17 protein-coding genes are annotated in these 18,603 nt (G+C 49.8%); 12 read left to right on the top strand and 5 right to left on the bottom strand.

The genetic code is table 11. The features are described from left to right. Positions 1-5 precede the first annotated feature (5 nt). The 8 genes from COW20_18580 (at position 6) to COW20_18615 (ending at position 7,655) form a co-directional block, all read left to right on the top strand. A complete protein-coding gene (locus COW20_18580; GenBank protein ID PIW45832.1) occupies positions 6-1,475 on the top strand; it encodes a UDP-N-acetylmuramoyl-L-alanyl-D-glutamate--2,6-diaminopimelate ligase in 1,470 nt (489 codons plus the stop codon). Positions 1,476-1,479: 4 nt separating this feature from the next. After that, positions 1,480-2,655 carry a hypothetical protein gene (locus COW20_18585; GenBank protein PIW45833.1) on the top strand — a complete coding sequence of 392 codons (1,176 nt, stop codon included), beginning with the start codon at positions 1,480-1,482 and terminating at the stop codon, positions 2,653-2,655. Positions 2,656-2,660: 5 nt separating this feature from the next. Then, on the top strand, positions 2,661-3,659 hold the full coding sequence (locus tag COW20_18590) for an esterase (GenBank protein PIW45834.1): 999 nt from the start codon (positions 2,661-2,663) through the stop codon (positions 3,657-3,659). Positions 3,660-3,941: 282 nt separating this feature from the next. Beyond that, positions 3,942-4,823 (top strand): 30S ribosomal protein S2, encoded by an 882-nt coding sequence (gene rpsB / locus COW20_18595; protein PIW45835.1) that lies wholly within the window; start codon positions 3,942-3,944, stop codon positions 4,821-4,823. Positions 4,824-4,855: 32 nt separating this feature from the next. Further along, the gene (gene tsf, locus COW20_18600; GenBank protein PIW45836.1) at positions 4,856-5,455 is read left to right on the top strand and encodes an elongation factor Ts; all 600 of its coding nucleotides are present in this window, start codon (positions 4,856-4,858) and stop codon (positions 5,453-5,455) included. A 5-nt stretch (positions 5,456-5,460) separates the two neighbouring features. Continuing rightward, positions 5,461-6,228: a UMP kinase gene (locus COW20_18605; GenBank protein ID PIW45837.1), complete on the top strand. Its 768-nt coding sequence runs from the start codon at positions 5,461-5,463 to the stop codon at positions 6,226-6,228. Next, entirely contained in the window at positions 6,221-6,799 is a 579-nt protein-coding gene (locus COW20_18610) for a ribosome recycling factor (GenBank protein PIW45838.1), read from the top strand. Before COW20_18605 ends, COW20_18610 begins: the two co-directional genes overlap by 8 nt. After that, positions 6,735-7,655: a hypothetical protein gene (locus COW20_18615; protein ID PIW45839.1), complete on the top strand. Its 921-nt coding sequence runs from the start codon at positions 6,735-6,737 to the stop codon at positions 7,653-7,655. Before COW20_18610 ends, COW20_18615 begins: the two co-directional genes overlap by 65 nt. Here the strand turns inward: COW20_18615 and COW20_18620 are convergent. Together COW20_18620 and COW20_18625 are read right to left on the bottom strand one after the other, a co-directional pair. Then, complete coding sequence (locus COW20_18620) at positions 7,631-8,641, bottom strand: glycosyltransferase family 2 protein (GenBank protein PIW45840.1); 1,011 nt, start codon at positions 8,639-8,641, stop codon at positions 7,631-7,633. The genes COW20_18615 and COW20_18620 overlap by 25 nt on opposite strands. Beyond that, entirely contained in the window at positions 8,638-9,507 is an 870-nt protein-coding gene (locus COW20_18625; protein ID PIW45841.1) for a hypothetical protein, read from the bottom strand. The genes COW20_18620 and COW20_18625 overlap by 4 nt, the downstream gene beginning before the upstream one ends. A gap of 96 nt (positions 9,508-9,603) precedes the next feature. Here COW20_18625 and COW20_18630 point away from each other — a divergent pair, with 96 nt between their 5' ends. Together COW20_18630 and COW20_18635 are read left to right on the top strand one after the other, a co-directional pair. After that, on the top strand, positions 9,604-10,686 hold the full coding sequence (locus COW20_18630) for a hypothetical protein (GenBank protein PIW45842.1): 1,083 nt from the start codon (positions 9,604-9,606) through the stop codon (positions 10,684-10,686). Between the two features lie 44 nt (positions 10,687-10,730). Further along, positions 10,731-12,944: a hypothetical protein gene (locus COW20_18635; protein ID PIW45843.1), complete on the top strand. Its 2,214-nt coding sequence runs from the start codon at positions 10,731-10,733 to the stop codon at positions 12,942-12,944. Here COW20_18635 and COW20_18640 read toward each other — a convergent pair. Both COW20_18640 and COW20_18645 read right to left on the bottom strand, forming a co-directional pair. Next, the gene (locus COW20_18640; protein PIW45844.1) at positions 12,941-14,317 is read right to left on the bottom strand and encodes a hypothetical protein; all 1,377 of its coding nucleotides are present in this window, start codon (positions 14,315-14,317) and stop codon (positions 12,941-12,943) included. The genes COW20_18635 and COW20_18640 overlap by 4 nt on opposite strands. Continuing rightward, on the bottom strand, positions 14,314-15,930 hold the full coding sequence (locus COW20_18645; protein ID PIW45845.1) for a hypothetical protein: 1,617 nt from the start codon (positions 15,928-15,930) through the stop codon (positions 14,314-14,316). The genes COW20_18640 and COW20_18645 overlap by 4 nt, the downstream gene beginning before the upstream one ends. A gap of 54 nt (positions 15,931-15,984) precedes the next feature. Here COW20_18645 and COW20_18650 point away from each other — a divergent pair, with 54 nt between their 5' ends. After that, positions 15,985-16,767: a hypothetical protein gene (locus COW20_18650; protein PIW45846.1), complete on the top strand. Its 783-nt coding sequence runs from the start codon at positions 15,985-15,987 to the stop codon at positions 16,765-16,767. Positions 16,768-16,785: 18 nt separating this feature from the next. On the opposite strand, the gene COW20_18655 is transcribed toward COW20_18650, so the two are convergent. Then, on the bottom strand, positions 16,786-17,511 hold the full coding sequence (locus tag COW20_18655) for a hypothetical protein (GenBank protein PIW45847.1): 726 nt from the start codon (positions 17,509-17,511) through the stop codon (positions 16,786-16,788). Here COW20_18655 and COW20_18660 point away from each other — a divergent pair. Continuing rightward, positions 17,497-18,528 carry an SAM-dependent methyltransferase gene (locus tag COW20_18660; protein ID PIW45848.1) on the top strand — a complete coding sequence of 344 codons (1,032 nt, stop codon included), beginning with the start codon at positions 17,497-17,499 and terminating at the stop codon, positions 18,526-18,528. The two genes, COW20_18655 and COW20_18660, sit on opposite strands and share 15 nt — an antisense overlap. Positions 18,529-18,603 lie beyond the last annotated feature (75 nt).

Genomic DNA, 18,603 nt, shown 5'->3' on the forward strand with positions numbered 1-18,603 from the left:
AAGCCATGAAACTCGACACGCTGCTGCAAGCGCTGCCCGCTCTGAAAAGCGCTGAATTAAATCCTGAAATTACAGGGCTGTGCTATGACTCCCGCCAGGCAAAGGCCGGAAGCCTCTATGCCTGCTTGCCCGGTACGCGTGCCGATGGCCATCAGTTTATTCCCCAAGCCCTGGCCCAGGGAGCCGTCGCCGTACTCTGTCAAAACGATTGGCTGCAGCAACAATCTGACCTAAGCCCTGAAATCGCTTGGATCGGCGTTGAAGAAACCCGTGTGGCCCTGGCCCAGCTGGCAGCTGCCTTTTATGATTTCCCCAGCCGCAAACTGGCACTGGTAGGGGTCACAGGAACCAATGGCAAAACCACCACCACCCATCTGATTCGCTCACTGCTTGAAAAGGCGGGTCAGGCCACGGGCCTGATCGGCACCCTGGGCTGCTTCTTTGGCGCCAGCGAAATTCCCACAGGTTTTACCACGCCCTTTGCACCTGAGCTTCAGCAAATTCTGGCGCAAATGCAGCAGGAAGGGGCCCAGACCGTCACCATGGAATGCTCCTCACACGCCCTGGAACAACACCGTCTCGACGCCCTTGAATTTGAATGCGCCATTTTTACCAATCTGACCCAGGATCACCTCGATTACCACAAAACAATGGAAGCTTACGCCAGCGCCAAACAAATTCTTTTCAAGCACCTGCTCAAAGCTCAGGGAACGGCCCTGCTGAACAGCGATGACCCCTACGCTGAAAGTTTTGCCCAAAGCTGTTCAGGTAAAATTCTGCGCTATGGTTTTGGCAGCGAGGCCGATCTGCGCGCCAGTGACCCTGTTTATGGTCTGGCTGGTGTGAGCTATCTTCTGCACTGGCAAGGCAAAATCTGGCCTGTGCGTCTGGCCTTGCCCGGACATTATAATATTCTCAATTCGCTGGCGGCCCTGGGAGCCGGGCTGGTCTTGGGCCAAGATCTGCCCAGCCTGATTGAAAATCTGGCTCAGATTCCTGGGGTGCCAGGTCGCCTGGAAGTGGTCAGCCCAGCAAACCACCCCTTTACTGTGGCGGTGGATTACGCCCATACTCCCGACAGCCTGGAAAATGTTTTAAAAACAGCCCGCCAGTTTACCCCCGGCCGACTGCTCTGCGTCTTTGGCTGCGGGGGCGATCGGGATGCCAGCAAACGCCCCCTGATGGGAAAAGCGGCCTCTGAATTGGCGGATCATGCCTGGCTGACCTCAGACAATCCCCGCTCAGAAGATCCTGAAGCCATTCTCAACGACATTCTGGCAGGCATTGATCAGCCCGAAAAAGTCACCCGCGAAGTGGATCGGCAGACGGCGATTGAATCTGCCCTGCAGGCTGCCCAACCTGGGGATGTGTTGATCATTGCCGGCAAAGGCCATGAAACCTATCAAATATTTAAAGATCGCACGGTTCATTTTGATGATCGTGAAGTGGCCCGCCAGTGGCTTGAAAGGAATTAGAAAAATGCCGGTTTCACTCGTACACAGAGCCATGCAACTGCGCCAGAAACTGGTCGATTATGGCCGTGAAAACTTTTCAGAACTTTATGCCCAAACCCTTGAACAGCTTTTTCCGGGGCGCAATCAAGAACTGAATGACGATGAACGCCTCGCCTTTGATACCTGGTTTGTGCTCGAATATCTATTGCCCGATCATCGCACTATCCTCTCGCATTTTCTTAAAAACTGGGAAGACGGGGCCGATCTGGTGCTGGCCGAGCAATGGCATATGGTCATACAAGGCATTTTTCAAGTTCGGCAGCTCTTACCCGGCAACCACTTTGAACTGTTTAACCTGGTCAATGAAGTCAGCTATACCGTGGCCGGCAACCCGGATGCGCCCCTGCCCCTGGAAAAGGGTGAGTATATTGCTGCCAAAATTATTCCTTTTCAGGACTACCACCTGTTTACAGGCGTGATTGACCGCTTGCCCACGCGCAAAAAAAATGAGCTTTATGAATTGGTCGCCGAAATTCAATTGCACAACCCCCGCATGGCGTTTATCGACAACAAAGAGCGCATCGCTCAGGCCTACCGGATTCAGGCTGAAGAATACCAGGATTTTGTTTCGTTTTTTGGCAGTGCCGAGGTCATTCTCAATGGCCGTGAACTGCCTGAAAAAATGCGAGAATTTTACCATTACCGCTATTTTCAGAAACGCAGCCAGGAAACCGGTGCCACCATCGCCCGCGCTTTTCAGGAAAAATACCATCAATTGCCCCCCTCTCCCAGTTTCGACTTTTTACCCGATCTTGAAGCCCAGGAAAACCTGGGGATTATTTATGATAAAACCGAAGGCATGGTCTTTTTGCTGGAGTACGGCAAATTCAAAGAAATCTTTTCACGTAAGGATTTCAAACGGATCAAAAACTGGCGGCAAGTCATACAGGGCTATCTTGAAGACCCGATGATTTCTTCTTTGCCCTTTAAGCTGATGGCCCAAGCCTATCCTGAAAATACCCAGGCAGTCTTCAAAGCCCTTCTGAAAGTGAAACAATTCTCACTGGATGAAGATTTTGCTGACTTGATCAAAGAACACAAACCCATGGAAATGATGACCCATCTCACGCCTGCCATTATTCCTTCCTTGGTCAAAAGCAAAACCTTTTTAAAATCCCTTAAATCTGGCAGCAAGTGGTAAGCCCTATGGATCTTGAAATCTGTTTTAAAAACACGCTTAGTAAACGTATTCTGCGTCTGACACGTTTTATCTGCCGCCACCGGGGCGTGCATTATCTTGATGAGGAGTCCATGCCGCGCCGCATGGAGCACAGTGTAGAAACTGTGGGTTTCAAATTTTTGCAACCCGCCCCCGAGCAAACCCACCTGGCCGGCAATATCCGCCTTCACCGCCAGTTTTTCTCTCGCTACCTCGAATTTGAACGCAGTATTATTGTCTATCTGCCCCCCAGCTACAAGGACAACCCCTACAAACGCTACCCTGTGCTGTATATGCATGACGGCAACAATGTCTTTGATCCACGCACCTCCTTTGCCGGAGTCTCCTGGGAAGTCAATGACACGGTTGAAAAACTCGTTACCCAAAATAAACTCGAAGAAATCATCGTGGTGGGTATTTACAATACGCCCGCCCGACTCTATGAATACACTTGGACCCCCATGACCCTCGACAACGAAATGATGCAGGGAGGCCATGGCAAAAAATACGCCCGCTTTATGGTGCAGGAACTCAAGCAGTTTATCGACAAAGAATACCGTACCCTGGCGGATCGACAGAATACAGCCGTGATGGGTTCCTCCCTGGGCGGCCTGATTAATTTCTATTTGGGTCGCCATTATTCAGATATTTTTGGAAAAATCGCAATTATGTCGCCATCTTTTTGGTGGGGAAATGGCATTGCCTATAAACACGCCCAGAATTACCCCCGTGATCTGCGGATCTGGATGGATATCGGCGTCTATGAATGTGGCTCGCATCAACCCAAGGCCAATGACTATGTAATTCGCCAAACCCGCATGATGCGCGAAGCTTTGCTGCAAAATGGCTATGAAGAAAATGTGAATTTTCGCTATTTTGAGGATCCTCACGGTCACCACAATGAGTATTCCTGGAGCAAAAGGGTGCATCGCCCCCTGCTCTTCTTTTTTGGCAAAGAGCAGCAACAAAAACCATTTTCTGCCTGAAAATCTGTTTTTCTGAGCACAGATCGAATTAACATTCGCACCAATAACAGGTAAACTGAGTCAAGGATACGCAATCTCAGCTTATGGGTGTTCACCTGTGAGGGTCGTTTGCGTTGGCGTTGAATGCGTAACTTGGGCAGTGCTATACTGCATCTCACACGTACTCAGATTGTATCCCGCACAACAGCAACTATCCTGAAACCTGCCATTATGGCACTGTTGCCATCTGGTTTCTACCCGTAAGCGGAATCCAAGAACTGGTGAAAAGAAAGGAATGATGACATGAGCGTCGTCTCAATGAAACAACTTCTGGAGGCTGGTGTCCACTTTGGCCACCAAACACGCCGCTGGAACCCCAAAATGAAACGGTTTATCTTTGATGAGCGCAATGGTATTTATATCATTGACCTTCAAAAAACCATGCACCAACTGAATGAAGTCTATGATGAAGTGAAACGTCGGGCCCAAGAAGGTCAACGGATTCTCTTCATTGGCACCAAGAAACAAGCCAAAGAATCCATTCAGGAAGAAGCCCTGCGTTGCGGCATGCCTTCTGTCAGCCACCGTTGGCTGGGCGGCATGTTGACCAATTTCAGCACCATTCAGAAACGCGTAAGCTATCTGAAAGATCTGAAAAAACAGGAAGCTGAAGGCGAATTCGAAATGCGCACCAAAAAAGAAGCGCTGAACCTTCGCCGCAAAATGGAAAAACTGGACCGGGTACTCGGTGGTATTCTTGAAATGAATGAACTGCCCGATGCAGTTTATATCGTCGATCCCAAGAAAGAATATATCGCTGTTGAAGAAGCCCGCAAACTGGGTATTCCCATTATCGGGATTGTAGACACCAACTGTGATCCTGACGTGATCGATTATCCTATTCCTGCCAATGACGACGCTATCAAAGCCGTTCGTCTGATCTCCTCCCTGATGGCCAACGCTGTTCTGGAAGGCCGGAGCATGGCCAAGGATGTGGAAGACGCAATGATGGCTCAAGCTGCTTTGGCTGAACAGGAAGCTGCTGCCCCTGCTGAAGAAGCAAGCGCTGAAGCTGCTGCTCCTGCCGAAGAGGCAAGTGCTGAAGCTGCCGCTCCTGCTGAAGAAGCAAGTGCTGAAGAAGCCACTGGCGTGGAAGCAGATGCCGCTGTCGTTGGACAGGTCTAGGAATCTGCGAAGGATTTGAGAAAGGATTAATCATGACAACGATTTCTGCTGATTTAGTCAAAACCCTGCGTGAAAAAACCGGGGTTGGGATGATGGAATGTAAAAAAGCCCTGGTGGAAACCAGTGGAGATATTGAAAAAGCTCAGGAATTTCTGCGCAAGAAAGGTCTGGCCGACGCTGCAAAACGCGGAGACCGCACCACTGCTGAAGGAATGATTGAGTCTTATATCCACATGGGTGGCCAAATTGGGGTCATACTGGAACTCAATTGCGAAACCGACTTCGTCGCTCGCAATGAGAACTTCAAAACCCTGGCCAAAGATATTGCTATGCATATCGCAGCCAGTGCTCCCCAGTATGTATCCAAAGAAGAAGTGCCTGCTGATCTGGTCAATAAGGAAAAAGATATCCTGATGGCCCAGCCTGACATGGCTTCTAAACCTGAAAATGTACGCGAAAAGATCATCGAAGGCCGTATTGAAAAATTCTACGAGCAAATCTGCTTGATGAATCAACCCTTCGTCAAAGATCCTTCCGTCAAAATTGCGGATCTGGTCAATAAGTCCATTTCTACCATTGGCGAAAAGATCCTGGTCAAACGTTTCGTACGTTTTTCTGTCGGCGAAAGCTAAAATTCATGCCTACTTCGTCTGAATTGACAGAAGATCTGAAGACCCAAGCCCAAGGCCCCGTCTTCAAACGGATTCTGATCAAATTGAGTGGCGAAGCCCTGATGGGAAACCGGGGCTACGGAATTGACCCTGCTGTGGTACATTCCGTAGCCTTGCAAATCAAGGCCGTTGTCTCTCATGGCGTAGGCGTTTCAATTGTCGTCGGCGGGGGAAATATCTTCCGCGGACTGGCAGGAAGCGCAGCAGGCATGGATCGCACCACCGCCGATACGGTCGGCATGCTGGCAACCGTTATGAATGCTCTGACCCTTCAGGATGCGCTCGAAAAAGAAGGGGTCATTACCCGCGTACAAACCGCCATTGAAATGAGCAAGGTCGCCGAACCCTTTATTCGTCGCCGGGCGATTCGCCACCTTGAAAAAGGGCGGGTCGTTATTTTTGCAGCAGGAACCGGCAACCCCTATTTTTCAACAGATACAGGCGCAGCTTTGCGGGCCGCAGAAATCAACGCAGACGTGATTTTTAAAGCCACCAAGGTAGACGGTGTCTATACCAGTGACCCGGTCAAAAATCCGGATGCTACGCGGTATAACCAGATTTCATATATGGACGTGATCAAACAGGAAATCAAGGTCATGGATACCACGGCCATTTCTCTGTGCATGGAAAATTGTATTCCGATCCTGGTTTTCAAATTGGAAGATGAAAATATGGAACGTGCCGTCATGGGAGAAACCGTCGGCACACTGGTAGGAGGCAAGAAACATGAGTGAAGATCTTCAGGAAGAAGTACTGACTATTCAAATGGAAGCCGAAGAAAAAATGGAGAAATCTCTCCAAAGTATTCGGATTGAATTTCAATCGATTCGTACAGGACGTGCCAATCCGGCGATTTTGAACCGGATCCATGTGGAGTATTACGGAGAGCCCACTCCCTTGCAGCAATTGGCCTCTGTTTCTGTTCCTGAACCACGGATGCTGGTGATTCAGCCCTATGATAAAAGTGCCCTGCAAGAAATTGATCGGGCGATTCAAAAATCAGATTTGGGCATTTCACCTTCCAATGACGGCAAGGTGATTCGTCTGAACATTCCGCCCCTGACCGAAGAACGCCGCCGCGAATTTGTCAAACTGGCAAAAAAAATTGCCGAAGATGGCAAAGTGGCTGTGCGCAACGTGCGCAGGGATGCCATTGAGCATATCAAGAAGCTGGAAAAAGACAAACATTTGCCCCAGGATCAATCCAAGGATCATCAGGAAGAAGTTCAAAAATTGACAGATCGCTTTATTGACGCACTGGATAAAGCTGCGGCAGATAAAGAAGTCGAGATCATGGAACACTGATCCCTTGTTATTGACCAAAATTTTAAGCGGTGTCGTCGTCGGCGCCGCTATTATTCTATCTGTCTTATTTTTTAAGCTGGCCTGGCTGCTGATGGTGATCTTTTTATCGGTCACAGGCACCCACGAATTGCACCGCATGTTGCAGGTTAAAGGCTACCGGGTTCAATTCGTCCTGCCTGCACTGATCAATGTCATACTGCTGAGCGTTGTCTATTTTTTAGTCGACTCCGATTTTTCTAAAATCGTGGACAATTGGAGCGTGGGCCATGCCCCCGTAATCTCCCTGTTGAATATGCTGATGATTTTTTCCAGCTTGATCTTGATCACGCGTTGCCTATTTTTATTGCCCCGCGCCACCATTCCTGAGCTTGTTTCACCCCTGTTTCAAATCGCCTATCTGGGGTGGTTTCCCTGCTTTTTTATTCTCTTGCGCTCCATTCCCCAGGGTGAATATTTTTTGATCTGGTGCCTGACCAGCGTGGCTTTTTCAGATATTGGCGCCTATTTTGCAGGTAAATATTTGGGTAAACGTCCTTATTTTCAGCATCTCAGCCCCAATAAAACCCGTGAGGGTGCGATTGGCGGAATTGCCGCCAGTGTCGGCATGGCTTTTTTACTGGCGGCGCTCTTTGGCAAATGGCTGCCCATGCCCTGGTACCATACCCTGATTCTTGCGGTTGGAGCGGCCTGTTTGGGACAGGTCGGTGATTTGATCGAATCACTGATCAAACGCGATGCCAATGTCAAAGACTCAGGCACCTTTATTCCTGGGCACGGCGGCATGCTCGACCGCATCGACAGTTACCTCTTGCTGGCCCCTTTTCTCTATTACTACCTGGTCAATTTTGTACTGTAATCCGAGAGCTTTTTCCCAAGCAAGAAGCTGAAAAGCGCCCCAAGAAATCCCACGCCATAGGCAAGGTGCAAAGTCGGAAAAATCAACAACAAAGCCGGAAAATAGCGGAATTGCGTCCATGCTTGCCGAGCTGAGAAGTAAAGATCAGCAAGACAATAAGCCCCTCCAATAGCGCCCAGTAAAAAACAGCCCCAAAAACTGAAAATACTGAGCAACAATGCGCCTGCCAGACTTAAAACAAAACAGGCAGGTATCAAATGACGCAATTGAAGGCTTCCCGGATGCTCACGCAAAACAATAATCTTCCAATAGCCATACTGGTAGTATTGTTTCCAGAGGGTGGGCAAAGATCCCCGGGTATAGTAAGTGGATTGAATACGTGGATCCAACCAGATCCGATACCCTGCAGCACGTACGCGGTAATTGTATTCATCGTCCTGATTGCGCGTCAGGGCCTCATTAAAAAGGCCTACTTTTTCAAGCACTTCACGGCGATAGGCGCCAAACGCCAGGGTATCGACTTCACAGGCCGTCTGTGTATAACGAAAAAGCGCATTGCCAACCCCAAAGGGAGAACTCATCCCCATGGCAATGGCACGGGCCCAAGCGGTTTCCCCCACATTATTCAAACGCCCCCCGACACAACCCGCGCCTGTTTCTTCAAGCACCTGCAAACACAGGGCAAGATAATCGGGGGCGATTTCACAGTGTCCGTCGACACGTACCCAAATATCTCCCGTAGCATGCCTGAGTCCAATATTCATGGCATAGGGAGCAGTCTGCGCAGGGTTTTCCAAAACTTGAATCCGTGGTTCTTCAGCCTGCAAACGGCTGAGAATCTGAGGAGTCAAATCAGTCGACAAACCGTCAATTACTAAAATTTCAATCGCTTCAGCAGGCAGCGTCTGATTGAGAATACTGTGCAGACAGCGCTCAATATACTGCGCTTCATTGCGGATCGGAACCAGCACGCTGATCCGCTTCATTGAGAGGCAAGCCCTTTCAGACTTTTAAAAATCTGATCGTATTCACGAATCCGCGCCAACCAGGTATGTTCAGGCGCAAGCGCATTGGCCTGGGCAACCAGTGCCTGGCGCTGTTCTGGATTTTTCAACAATAACTCTGTTTTTTCAAGTAAGTCCTTGAGATCTTTCCAGCTGACATACCCCGGCTTCAATTCAGGAACCTCATTCTGGCCCAAGTCCTCGGTTAAAAAGCAGCCCTGGGTAGGCAAAACCTCAAAAAAGCGGGTGGGTAAATAGGTCTCCTCTTGGGCATGAATATGTAAAACCAATCGGGACTGATTATAAATTTGATTGACTTCGGCGGGTTTCCAAGAGGTCGCAACTTTCACCTTAAAATGTTTCTGCAACGCCTCTAAAAGAGCCAGCCTGCGGGGAGTCATGCCTCCAATAAAACAGAGATCATAGAGATAGGGAATCTCCAAACGTTTGTAAAAATGGGGATTGTAGGCATGGTGAATGCGCCGTGTCGGAATCTGGTGGTGCTGACACCATTCAAAAACCTGTTCACTGTGGGCCAAAACAAAATCAGGGGGACGCTTAGACTGCAAAAGATGAATTTGAGATTGCAGGCTGAATTCAGACGCCAGATAAGCCACGGGGCAGTCAAACTGCTGCATCATGTCCACGGGAAAAGGAATGCCATTCTGAATAAAAACCAAATCAGTACGGGCTTTGTTTTTCTTCCAATCCGCCGAAATTCTCCAGGGCAGGCGGCTGCGAAAATTTGAAAGCCAAAGCTGATATCCCAAAGTTTCAAAAGCCTCTTTGATGGGGTATTCAGAGCGCCAGCGGCGTCCATCAAAGACCCCGTAATAGAGCATGCGCATGGGTAAGCTATCCTGTCAGATCTTTTCAATTGAAGCGCAAAAACGTGATTGGAGTGTAACATAATTTGGGGGCTCGCTTCGTGTAAGATAAGAGATATGCGCATTCTCGTACTGGTTCAAGCCTACCCCTCAAAGGCCAAACCTTATAACCAAGCCTATGTTCACGCCAGGGTACTCACCTACCTGCGTCAGGGCTGGCATGTGGACATTCTCTCCTTTGCCTGTCAGGAAAGCTATCTGCATGAGGGTGTCAGAGTCTTGCCTGAATCAGCGTTGAAATCAGTGTCTCAAGTCTATGACGTCTGGGTTTCCCATGCCCCCAATCTGCGCAATCATCTCAGGCTGATTCTCAGTTGCCCTCAAAAATGGAAAAAATTGGTATGGGTCATTCATGGCCATGAAGTCCTGATCAAACAAAACTATTACCCCGCCCCCTATCCCTGGTTGCCTCAGCCCTCTGGATTGAAACGTCTGTCAGATCGCCTCTATGATGAATTCAAAGTCTGGTTTTTAGCGCGTTGCCTTCGGCATTGGATTCCACGAAACAAAATCAAGCTGATTTTTGTCAGCGCTTGGATGAAACAGGCCTTTCTGGAATCTGTCCCGCTGCCTGCAGAAATGCTAAAGGGGGTATCTGTGATTATCCCCAATCCTGCCCATCCTATTTTTTTAAACACCGAATGGTCAGAACCCACACCCCCCCAAGCTGACTTTGTGACCCTTCGCCCCTTGGATGAGCCCAAATACGCAGTCGATCAGGTCTATCAATTGGCAAAGAACTATCCCGAACTGAAATTCGATCTCTATGGACAGGGACGTTTCTTTGAGTTTCACCCCCCCTTGCCCAATCTGCGCTGGTTTAACCGCTATTGTACCCAGGAAGAAATACCGGGCATCCTCGCCCAGTATCGGGCCGCCCTGATGCCCACCCGTCTGGATGCCCAAGGTGTGATGGTCTGCGAAATGGCAAGCTGGGGCATGCCTGTATTGACCTCAGATCTGCCGATTTGCCGAGAAATGCTGAAAGACTTTCCCCGTGTGAGCTTTTTCGCCACACCAGACAACTGTGACCTGCCAGGATTTCTGAACAGAGAGCTTCCCCCACGCGGCAATGCCCTGCGCTTTGCACCAGAAGAAACCATTCTCCAAGAAATAGCTTGGATTGCCCGTAATAACTGAATCTCTGCTATAATTTCAGCGAGACTTCTGCACGGATAAAATGCATGCAAAGCCCTTCCCTCTACCAATTGGCCGAAGCCTACGCCCAAAATAAAAAATGGCCAGAAGCCCTTGCCGCCTATGCACAATATTATCGGGAGCACCCCCATGAAGGGGTGGCTCCACTCTGTGCTATGGCACGAATACACAGGTATCAGGACCAATTGGAGCAAGCCCATGAACTGCTGACCCAGGCCCTTGAGGAGGCACCCGAAGACAGCACCTGCCATTTGGAACTGGGCCATCTTTTTTTCAAGACCGGTCAATTAGAACACGCCGTACGCTATTTTCAGCAGGCCCTGAAGCTTGATCCACTTTGTGCAGAAGGCTATTATTGGCTGGGCCGGATCTTTCAACAGGAAGGCCACCAGACCCAAGCCCTGCGTTTTTATCAACAAGCCGTTGAGATTCGGCAAGATTATCCTGAGGCGCTCAATGCCTGGGGCGTGATTGCCCTGGCCACTGACGATCTGGAAAACGCCGCCAAGGTCTTGAAACAAGCCGTTCAATTGCGTCCTCTGAATTATGAATACCACAAGCACTTGGGCCTCAGTCTGTTTTGGCTTAAACAGGAACCTGAAGCCATCGAACATCTGCAAAAAGCAATCGCGCTCTATCCACGACTGGCCGAAGAATATCTGAATCTGGGCCAATTTTTTCTGAAGGAACATCAACGTCTCGCCGCCAGTTTCTTTTTCAAACTGGCTTTAAAAGGCAAAGGCGTCAGCCGTTCCTATCTCTATACCCGGCTGGGTGAATGCGCTGAACAGGCCTCCGATCCCGAAGAAGCGCTGTATTTCTACCAACAGGCCCAAAAGCTAAAACCCGAAGACCCCTGGCTCGAAGTACGTGCCGCCACGCTTCTGCCCTGGATTTATCAGAGCACAGAAGAAATTCAAGCCTGGAATCAACGCTATTCGCGTAATCTGGATTATCTTCTGCACAAATTCAACAAACCATCAGCCCCTGAAAACACACGCATATCAGGCTTTACACAAAATTTTCTGCTGGCCTATCAGGGCTTGGACAACCATTCCCTGGCTGAAAAGCTAGCTGCCTTCTGGAAATCCCAACTACCGCATCCCCCGGCGCTCAAACCCCGCCCAGCCAAGCGCAACAGAATTCGGATCGGGTTTGTCTCTGCTCATTTTTATCAACACTCGATCATGAGCTGTTTTGGTCAACTTATGCCCTATCTTCAAGCCAATGGTTTTGATGTCTATTGTTTTCAAATTGCACAACCCTTTCAGGATCAGATCACCGCAAATCTCAAAGAACAGGTTCACTCCTTTGTGGATCTTTCCAAACAGACAGCCCTTGAAAAGCTGAGCGAAACCCTGCTGAAAGCCAACCTGGATATCCTGATTTACCCAGAAATCGGTCTTGAAAATCTGACCCATCTTCTCAGCCTGCAACGCCTGGCTCCTCTGCAATGCCTACTGGCCGGGCACCCCGTCAGCAGTGGCAGTCCAACCCTTGATTATTTTATCTCCTGTCACCTATTTGAGCCTCCTGGAGCGCCCAATCATTACACTGAAAAGCTTTTCTGCACGCAGAATCCGATTTTCTCAATCCCTTGCCCACAGCTCCCCTCAAAATTGCTGTCACGCAGTGAATTGGGATACCCCCAGGATCAACGCGTTTATCTTTTACCTGAAAGCCTGTTCAAAATGCATCCAGACATGGATCCGCTGCTAAAAGGAATCCTGGAGCAAGATCCCCAGGCCGTGGTGGTCATGATTTGTGCCCGCTACCATGATTGGCATGAAAAACTCGCCACACGCGTTACCCATAGCCTGCCCGATCTGCACGGGCGCATCCGCTTTCTGCCCTGGAGCGATCAGGAGACCTTTTTCATGCGTCTGCTCCAAGCCGATGTCATTTTAGACAGCCTGCATTTTGGGGCTGGCACCGTGGCTTATCAGGCTTTGGGGCTGGGATTGCCGATCGTGACCTGGCCAGGCCCCCTGATGCGGGCCCGGATTGTGTCAGGGCTTTACCAGCAAATGGGGCTCAAGGAGTGTCTTGCAGACTCTGGCGAAAAATATATTGAAATTGCCTGCCGTTTGGGGCAGGACAGGGTCTGGCGCAAAGAAATCGCTGAAAAAATTAAGGCCCATAACGCGATCATTTTTGATCCGAACCCAGGCTATGCTGAACTTTCTGCATTTTTCAGACGCATGGTCTTGTCACAACGCGCGCCCGAAAACCAGGCTTAGCGCAGTACCTGCTCAAAGACACGCATAAAACTGCCCCCCAAAACCTGCTGGATTTGCGTATCTGAGTATCCCCGCTTACGCAATTCAGCCGTAATTGCAGGAAATTTGGCAGCATTTTCAAGCCCAACGGGAGGAGGCGCATCCAGCCCATCAAAGTCTGAACCCAAGCCGACATGACTGGCTCCCACCAATTTGACAGCGGCGTCGATATGATCGACGACCTTGGCCAGATTCGAGCTGCGGCGCACATCAATAAAGGGAGGATAAAAATAAATTCCTACGGTTCCCCCCTTGTCGGCCAATAATTTAAGCATCTCATTGCTGAGATTGCGGGCATGCATTCTCACCGAACGAATACCCGAATGAGAGGCAATCACGGGCTGAGTGGAGGTCTTGAGCACATCATAAAAAGCAGCATCTGAGATATGTGAAACATCTACCAGCATGCCTAACTTGTTCATGCGTTGAATTACTTCTTTGCCAAACTTGCTCAAGCCCTTCCAACGGGGCCGCTGGCTGGCACTGTCGCCCAAAAGGGTATGGGTGCTCCAGGTCGGACTCAGATAGCGCACCCCCTGTTTATAAAAATAATCCACATTGTCAAGCGAACTGCCCAGGGGGTCGCCCCCCTCCATGCCCATCAGCCCTGCAATTTTGCCTTGCGCGACAATCCGCTGAATATCGGGATAGCTATAGGCCAGCTCAATTTTATCGGGGTGCGCAGCCACCTGCTGTTTGATCGTTTTAATAATAAAATCAGCCTGACTTTTGGCAAGTTTGCGGTAGCGCCAGGGATTCACGAATACCGAAAAGAAAACCACATCGACGCCGCCCTCTTTCAAGCGCTGTAAATCCACTTGGCCACGGGGATTTTTATCCAGTTTGGTACGCGTCTCTGTCAACAAAAGCGGGGTTTCAACATGGGTATCAACCACAACCGCTTGCGCATGCAAGGTTTTTAAATCCAAAGGCCCTGAAGGAGAGGGCATGGGGCTGGCCGCAACACTGGCCGATGCGCTGGGAGAAGCAGAGGGTCTGTGATCCAGCAGCATAATCGGAGTCGGGGTTCCAGCGGGGCCAGGACTGCCAGAAGCACTGGGGTTCCCAGAAGCCTCTGAAGAGGGAGCAGAAGAGGGATTGGCCGAAGCCACCGCCTGGCGAACCCGGGCTCGCCATTCAGCATCAGCAGAGACAGTGGGTAGAGCTGAAGGTCGTATCGGCTCGGCACTGGCTTGACTGGTTTTTTGAGCTTGCAACCCTGCCACAGATACTTCACTGACAGGCACCGGGCTTTCCACGGAATAGCGAACCATGGCAGCGCCCCCCATCATGATCAGGGAAGCTCCCAAAAGAATGACCGCTTTGCTACTCATGCTTTTTCTCCAGACAAAGGCTTTCGCCCCACAATAAAGGTATCGTTCCAGCCAAACTCTTCAAAACCAGCTGCCGTCACTTCAAAACCGGCGTCTTTGAGCACTTGTTGTAAAAGTGGCAGCGGATAAGGACGAATATGTGTAATATCCAACCAAAAACCCTCATGACGCACCATTTGATTGCGCCAATTGGGGGTGCGGATCAGCAAAAGCCCACCAGGGGCCAGTGCCGCTAATGCATTTTCAACCATGGCAATCGCCCGCTGCCCATCGATATGTTCAATGATATGACTGGCATGAATTCCGCCCAGACTGTTCTCGACACAATCAGCCAAAACCCGTTCATCACCCGCCAGCGCCTGCAGGCCCAACTCCTGGCAAACGTCCACCATATCAGGATCGGGGTCAATGCCAAAGGCCGGAATCTGCATCTCTTTGAGAATTTCAAGAAAAATCCCGGAACCACAGCCAATATCCAGCACATCCGCCCTGACAGCCTTAAAATATTCAGCATAGCGGGCATGCCAGGCCCGCCGGGATTGCATTTCATCGGCCTGATAATCTGAGTGAAACAGACTGTATTTTTGTTTACGGCCCTCGCGTTCAGCAGCTGCCCGGTTCAAACGCTCAGCCTTCGCCTTTTCACGGCGGGTAGGCAAATCAATCAGCGCAGGTAAACGGTTCAAGCGTTCCTGCAGCTCGGGGCCGACAAGCTCAACAGAAAAAGCAGCGAGGTCAGACAAAGCCGAGGTGGTCAGCTCCAAAGCCTGACGCAGCACCTGGCGATTGGCTTCTGAATCGTCTTCCCAGAGCAAGACCCCTGTTTGCGTTGTCAGCAGGCCCACAGGCGCCAGCACCGTCTTGCCCAGCGCTCTGGCTGCCAAAACCAGAAGCGGCTCAGCGGGATTAAGCAGAACCGCCGTGCGCTGGAGCAGCCCCAACCAGGCTTCGGGGGCCAGGGGACCAATCAGGGTATGAATATTTAATTGTTCCATCTCAGCAATGCCATGCTCTTCGCACAAGGCAGCAATCTGCTCCATCAGCCCATCTTCAAAATCATCCGAGACAGCATCGATCTGCAAAAGCAAGACCACATCAGGAGCCTTCAAAGCATCCGGAATAAAAGCCTTTAAAACCGCTTCCATCCCATCGGAGGTTGGGCTTTGCCAAAGCAGCAAACGCTGTTCAGGCTCAAGCTCAAGTTCAGCAGGAAGCGGAGCATCTGTCTGCCAATGGCTGAGTTCCAGGCAAGGGGGAAGATAGTGCACGGGTTTTTCAGGATAGCGTTTTTTGAGCTCTTCAGCCCCACCAGGGGTCATGCTCCAGAGTTCATCGATCTGCAGCAGCCATTCATGCGCAGGCAAAGCGCCTCCTGACCACCAAAAAAGATTGGCACAGGCTGGATCGGGCTGAAAAGCAAGCCCTGTATGCAGACAAAGCTCTGATTGTAAGAGTGGGCGTGAAAAAAAGCCATAGAGTTCAGGAGCCGAAAGCAAAGGCCCTGCGCTTTCAAGTTTTAAATCAAAATGCCCCGCCAACCAGGGTGCCAGGGAACGGGCCAGAGCAATCTGTAAAAAAGAGCTTGTTTCAAAACGATATCTTAATTTGAGCATGTATAGTAATTTAACATGATTGACGTATACTGAAAAAAAAAGGCGGGTTTTTACATGACGCTGATCTTGGCCATTCCCACAACACAAGGCATTGTTCTGGCCTCAGACACCCAGTATACCAGCGGTGAAGTACGCACCACGGGCCCCAAAATTTACCCCTTGAACAATCAGTGTGCCTGGGCCGGCGCCGGCGAAATTGCTCTGATTCAGCGCGTTCAAGAAGCAATAGAATCGGCTCCCAACCGACATTCTCTGAATGAACTGCGCGATACCCTGGCACGGATGGTACAGCAGTCTGTACGCACCTTACTGGATTTGGATGTGCTCACAGAATTCGTTCAGGCTGACCCTTCTTTGCTGCTTTCACTCCACCCCGGAGATTTTATCTTTGCCGAGTACCATCAGGGAGAGCCGCGCATGCTGCATATCACCAGCAGTGGCACCCCCGAATGGATTTCCAGCCTTTTTGCCAGTGGCAATGGCGCGAATTTTGCCTATGCCCTGATGCAAAAATACCAAAACACCTCCCTCAGCCTTGAAAGCGCCAGTCTTCTGGCCTATAAGGTCATTGATGAAACCATTCAGGTGGGAGCTTATGGACTGGATTATCCGATTGATATCTGGCTGATTCGTGAACAAGGCTTGGGACGCCTGGAAGAAACCGAAATGCTCCTTTTGGCAGAAATGACAGAAACCCTGCGTCAGAAAGAGGTGCGTCTGCTGCACCATGTGCCTTTCAGTTTTACCGGTTCAGAAAAAGCCACAAAGCCCAAAGCTCCTGCGAAAAAAAGAAGTGCGGGCCCTGTCAAAAAAAATAAAACCGAAAAACCAGCTTAGGGCTTTGTACTCAAAAACTTATTCTTTGGCAGCAGAGGACCCTGTTTTCTGAGATTTCAAGCCCTCCAATTCCTGTTTCAAAGCTGCAATCTGCTGTTCCAAAGAGGAAATTCGATCTGCTTTGCTCTGATCAGAAGTATCTTCGGCTTCTCCCTCAGCTTTTTCACTGGGATTTGAAACCTTGTCCATGACCTTGTGAATATTCTCTGAGCCTTTTTCAAGCATTTCTTTAATAAAACGGGCACGCTGGTCTTCGGCCAGTTCCCCGCGTTTAATCAATTCGTTCACAATTTCTTCAAGTTTTTCATGGGTCAGAGAGGCCAAGCCAATGCCGCCCAAAAGAAATTTCTTGATCACCGACTCAATATTCTGACCTTCCTGAATCAGGCCCTGCAGCACAAATTTATTCAGAAAAAGCTGCTTGGTTTCAAGGTTCTCCTGAAGAAAGATTTGCCCCAGAATTTTAGGGGTAATATCATGTCCCTGGCTATCGACCACCTGAATATCATCGCCCTGGCGGATCATATCGGCGATCTCGCCAAGATTCACAGTTTTACTGGTTTGGGTATCGTAAAGTTTACGATTGTCGTATCGTTTAATGACTCGCACGGTCTGTTCTCCATCTTTGGCCTGTAGCAGAATGGTACTATCGTATGCGATCCGCACGGGGAACGTCAAACAATAGCGCAATTGCCAAAAGCCTGGATCAGGCCCTATGATGGTGAGATCATGTGGTATCAAAATCTACTCAAACAAAATAGAATTCCAGATTCGCTGATCCGAACTGGCATTCGCTTTTATAATCGTCAGCACCTGCGCCGCCTGAACCAGCCCGGCAAAGAAACCCTGCGCAAAAATTTGCTGCAACGGCTGGAAAGCTTTCCCGTTGCAGCAGTGCCCGAAAAAGCAAACGAGCAGCACTACGAAGTACCTGCCGCTTTTTTTGAAAAAGTACTGGGTCCCCATTTAAAATACAGCTGTGGCTTTTGGCCGACAGGTCAAGAAACACTGGCGGAAGCTGAAGCAAAAATGCTAGCCCTGAGTTGTGAACGGGCCCAACTCAGCAACGGTCAGGCCATTCTGGAATTGGGGTGTGGCTGGGGCTCCCTCAGCCTGTATATGGCCGAGCAGTATCCTCAAAGCCAGATTACAGCGGTCTCAAATTCCCACAGCCAACGCCAGTTTATTGAAGCACGGGCCCAGGCCAGAGGGCTTGAAAATTTAAACATTATCACGGCTGATATCAACGATTTTGCTCCCGAGCAGAAATTTGACAGAATCGTCTCCGTTGAAATGTTTGAACATCTGCGCAATTACCCTGAGATTTTTAAACGGATGAATACCTGGCTCTATCCCAACGCCAAAGTTTTTATCCATATTTTTGGTCACCGTGAGCATCTCTACCTGTTTGAAGTTGAGCATCCCCGCGACTGGATGGCCAAGTATTTTTTCAGTGGCGGCACCATGCCCAGTCAGGATCTGCTTTTGAATTGCTGTGACCCACTTGAACCGATTCAATTTTGGGTTGTGAATGGGCAACATTATCAAAAGACCAGTGAAGCCTGGCTGGCCCGTATGGATCAACACAAACAAGATCTGCTGCCGCTATTTGCCGAAACCTATGGCAAAGAAAATACCACACGCTGGTGGGCCTATTGGCGCATCTTTTTCATGGCCTGTGCCGAACTTTTCGGGCACAGCCAAGGCCAGGAATGGCAGGTTTACCATTATTTATTTGAGAAACGCGCTCAGGATGCTTGATTGATGGCTGCTTGAATCGCCCTCAGCACAACACAAAACCAGGCGGATCGAGACGCAAAAAACGAAAACGCCCCA

Source organism: bacterium (Candidatus Blackallbacteria) CG13_big_fil_rev_8_21_14_2_50_49_14, from assembly GCA_002783405.1.
In the GTDB taxonomy this organism is placed as follows: Bacteria; Cyanobacteriota; Sericytochromatia; order UBA7694; family UBA7694.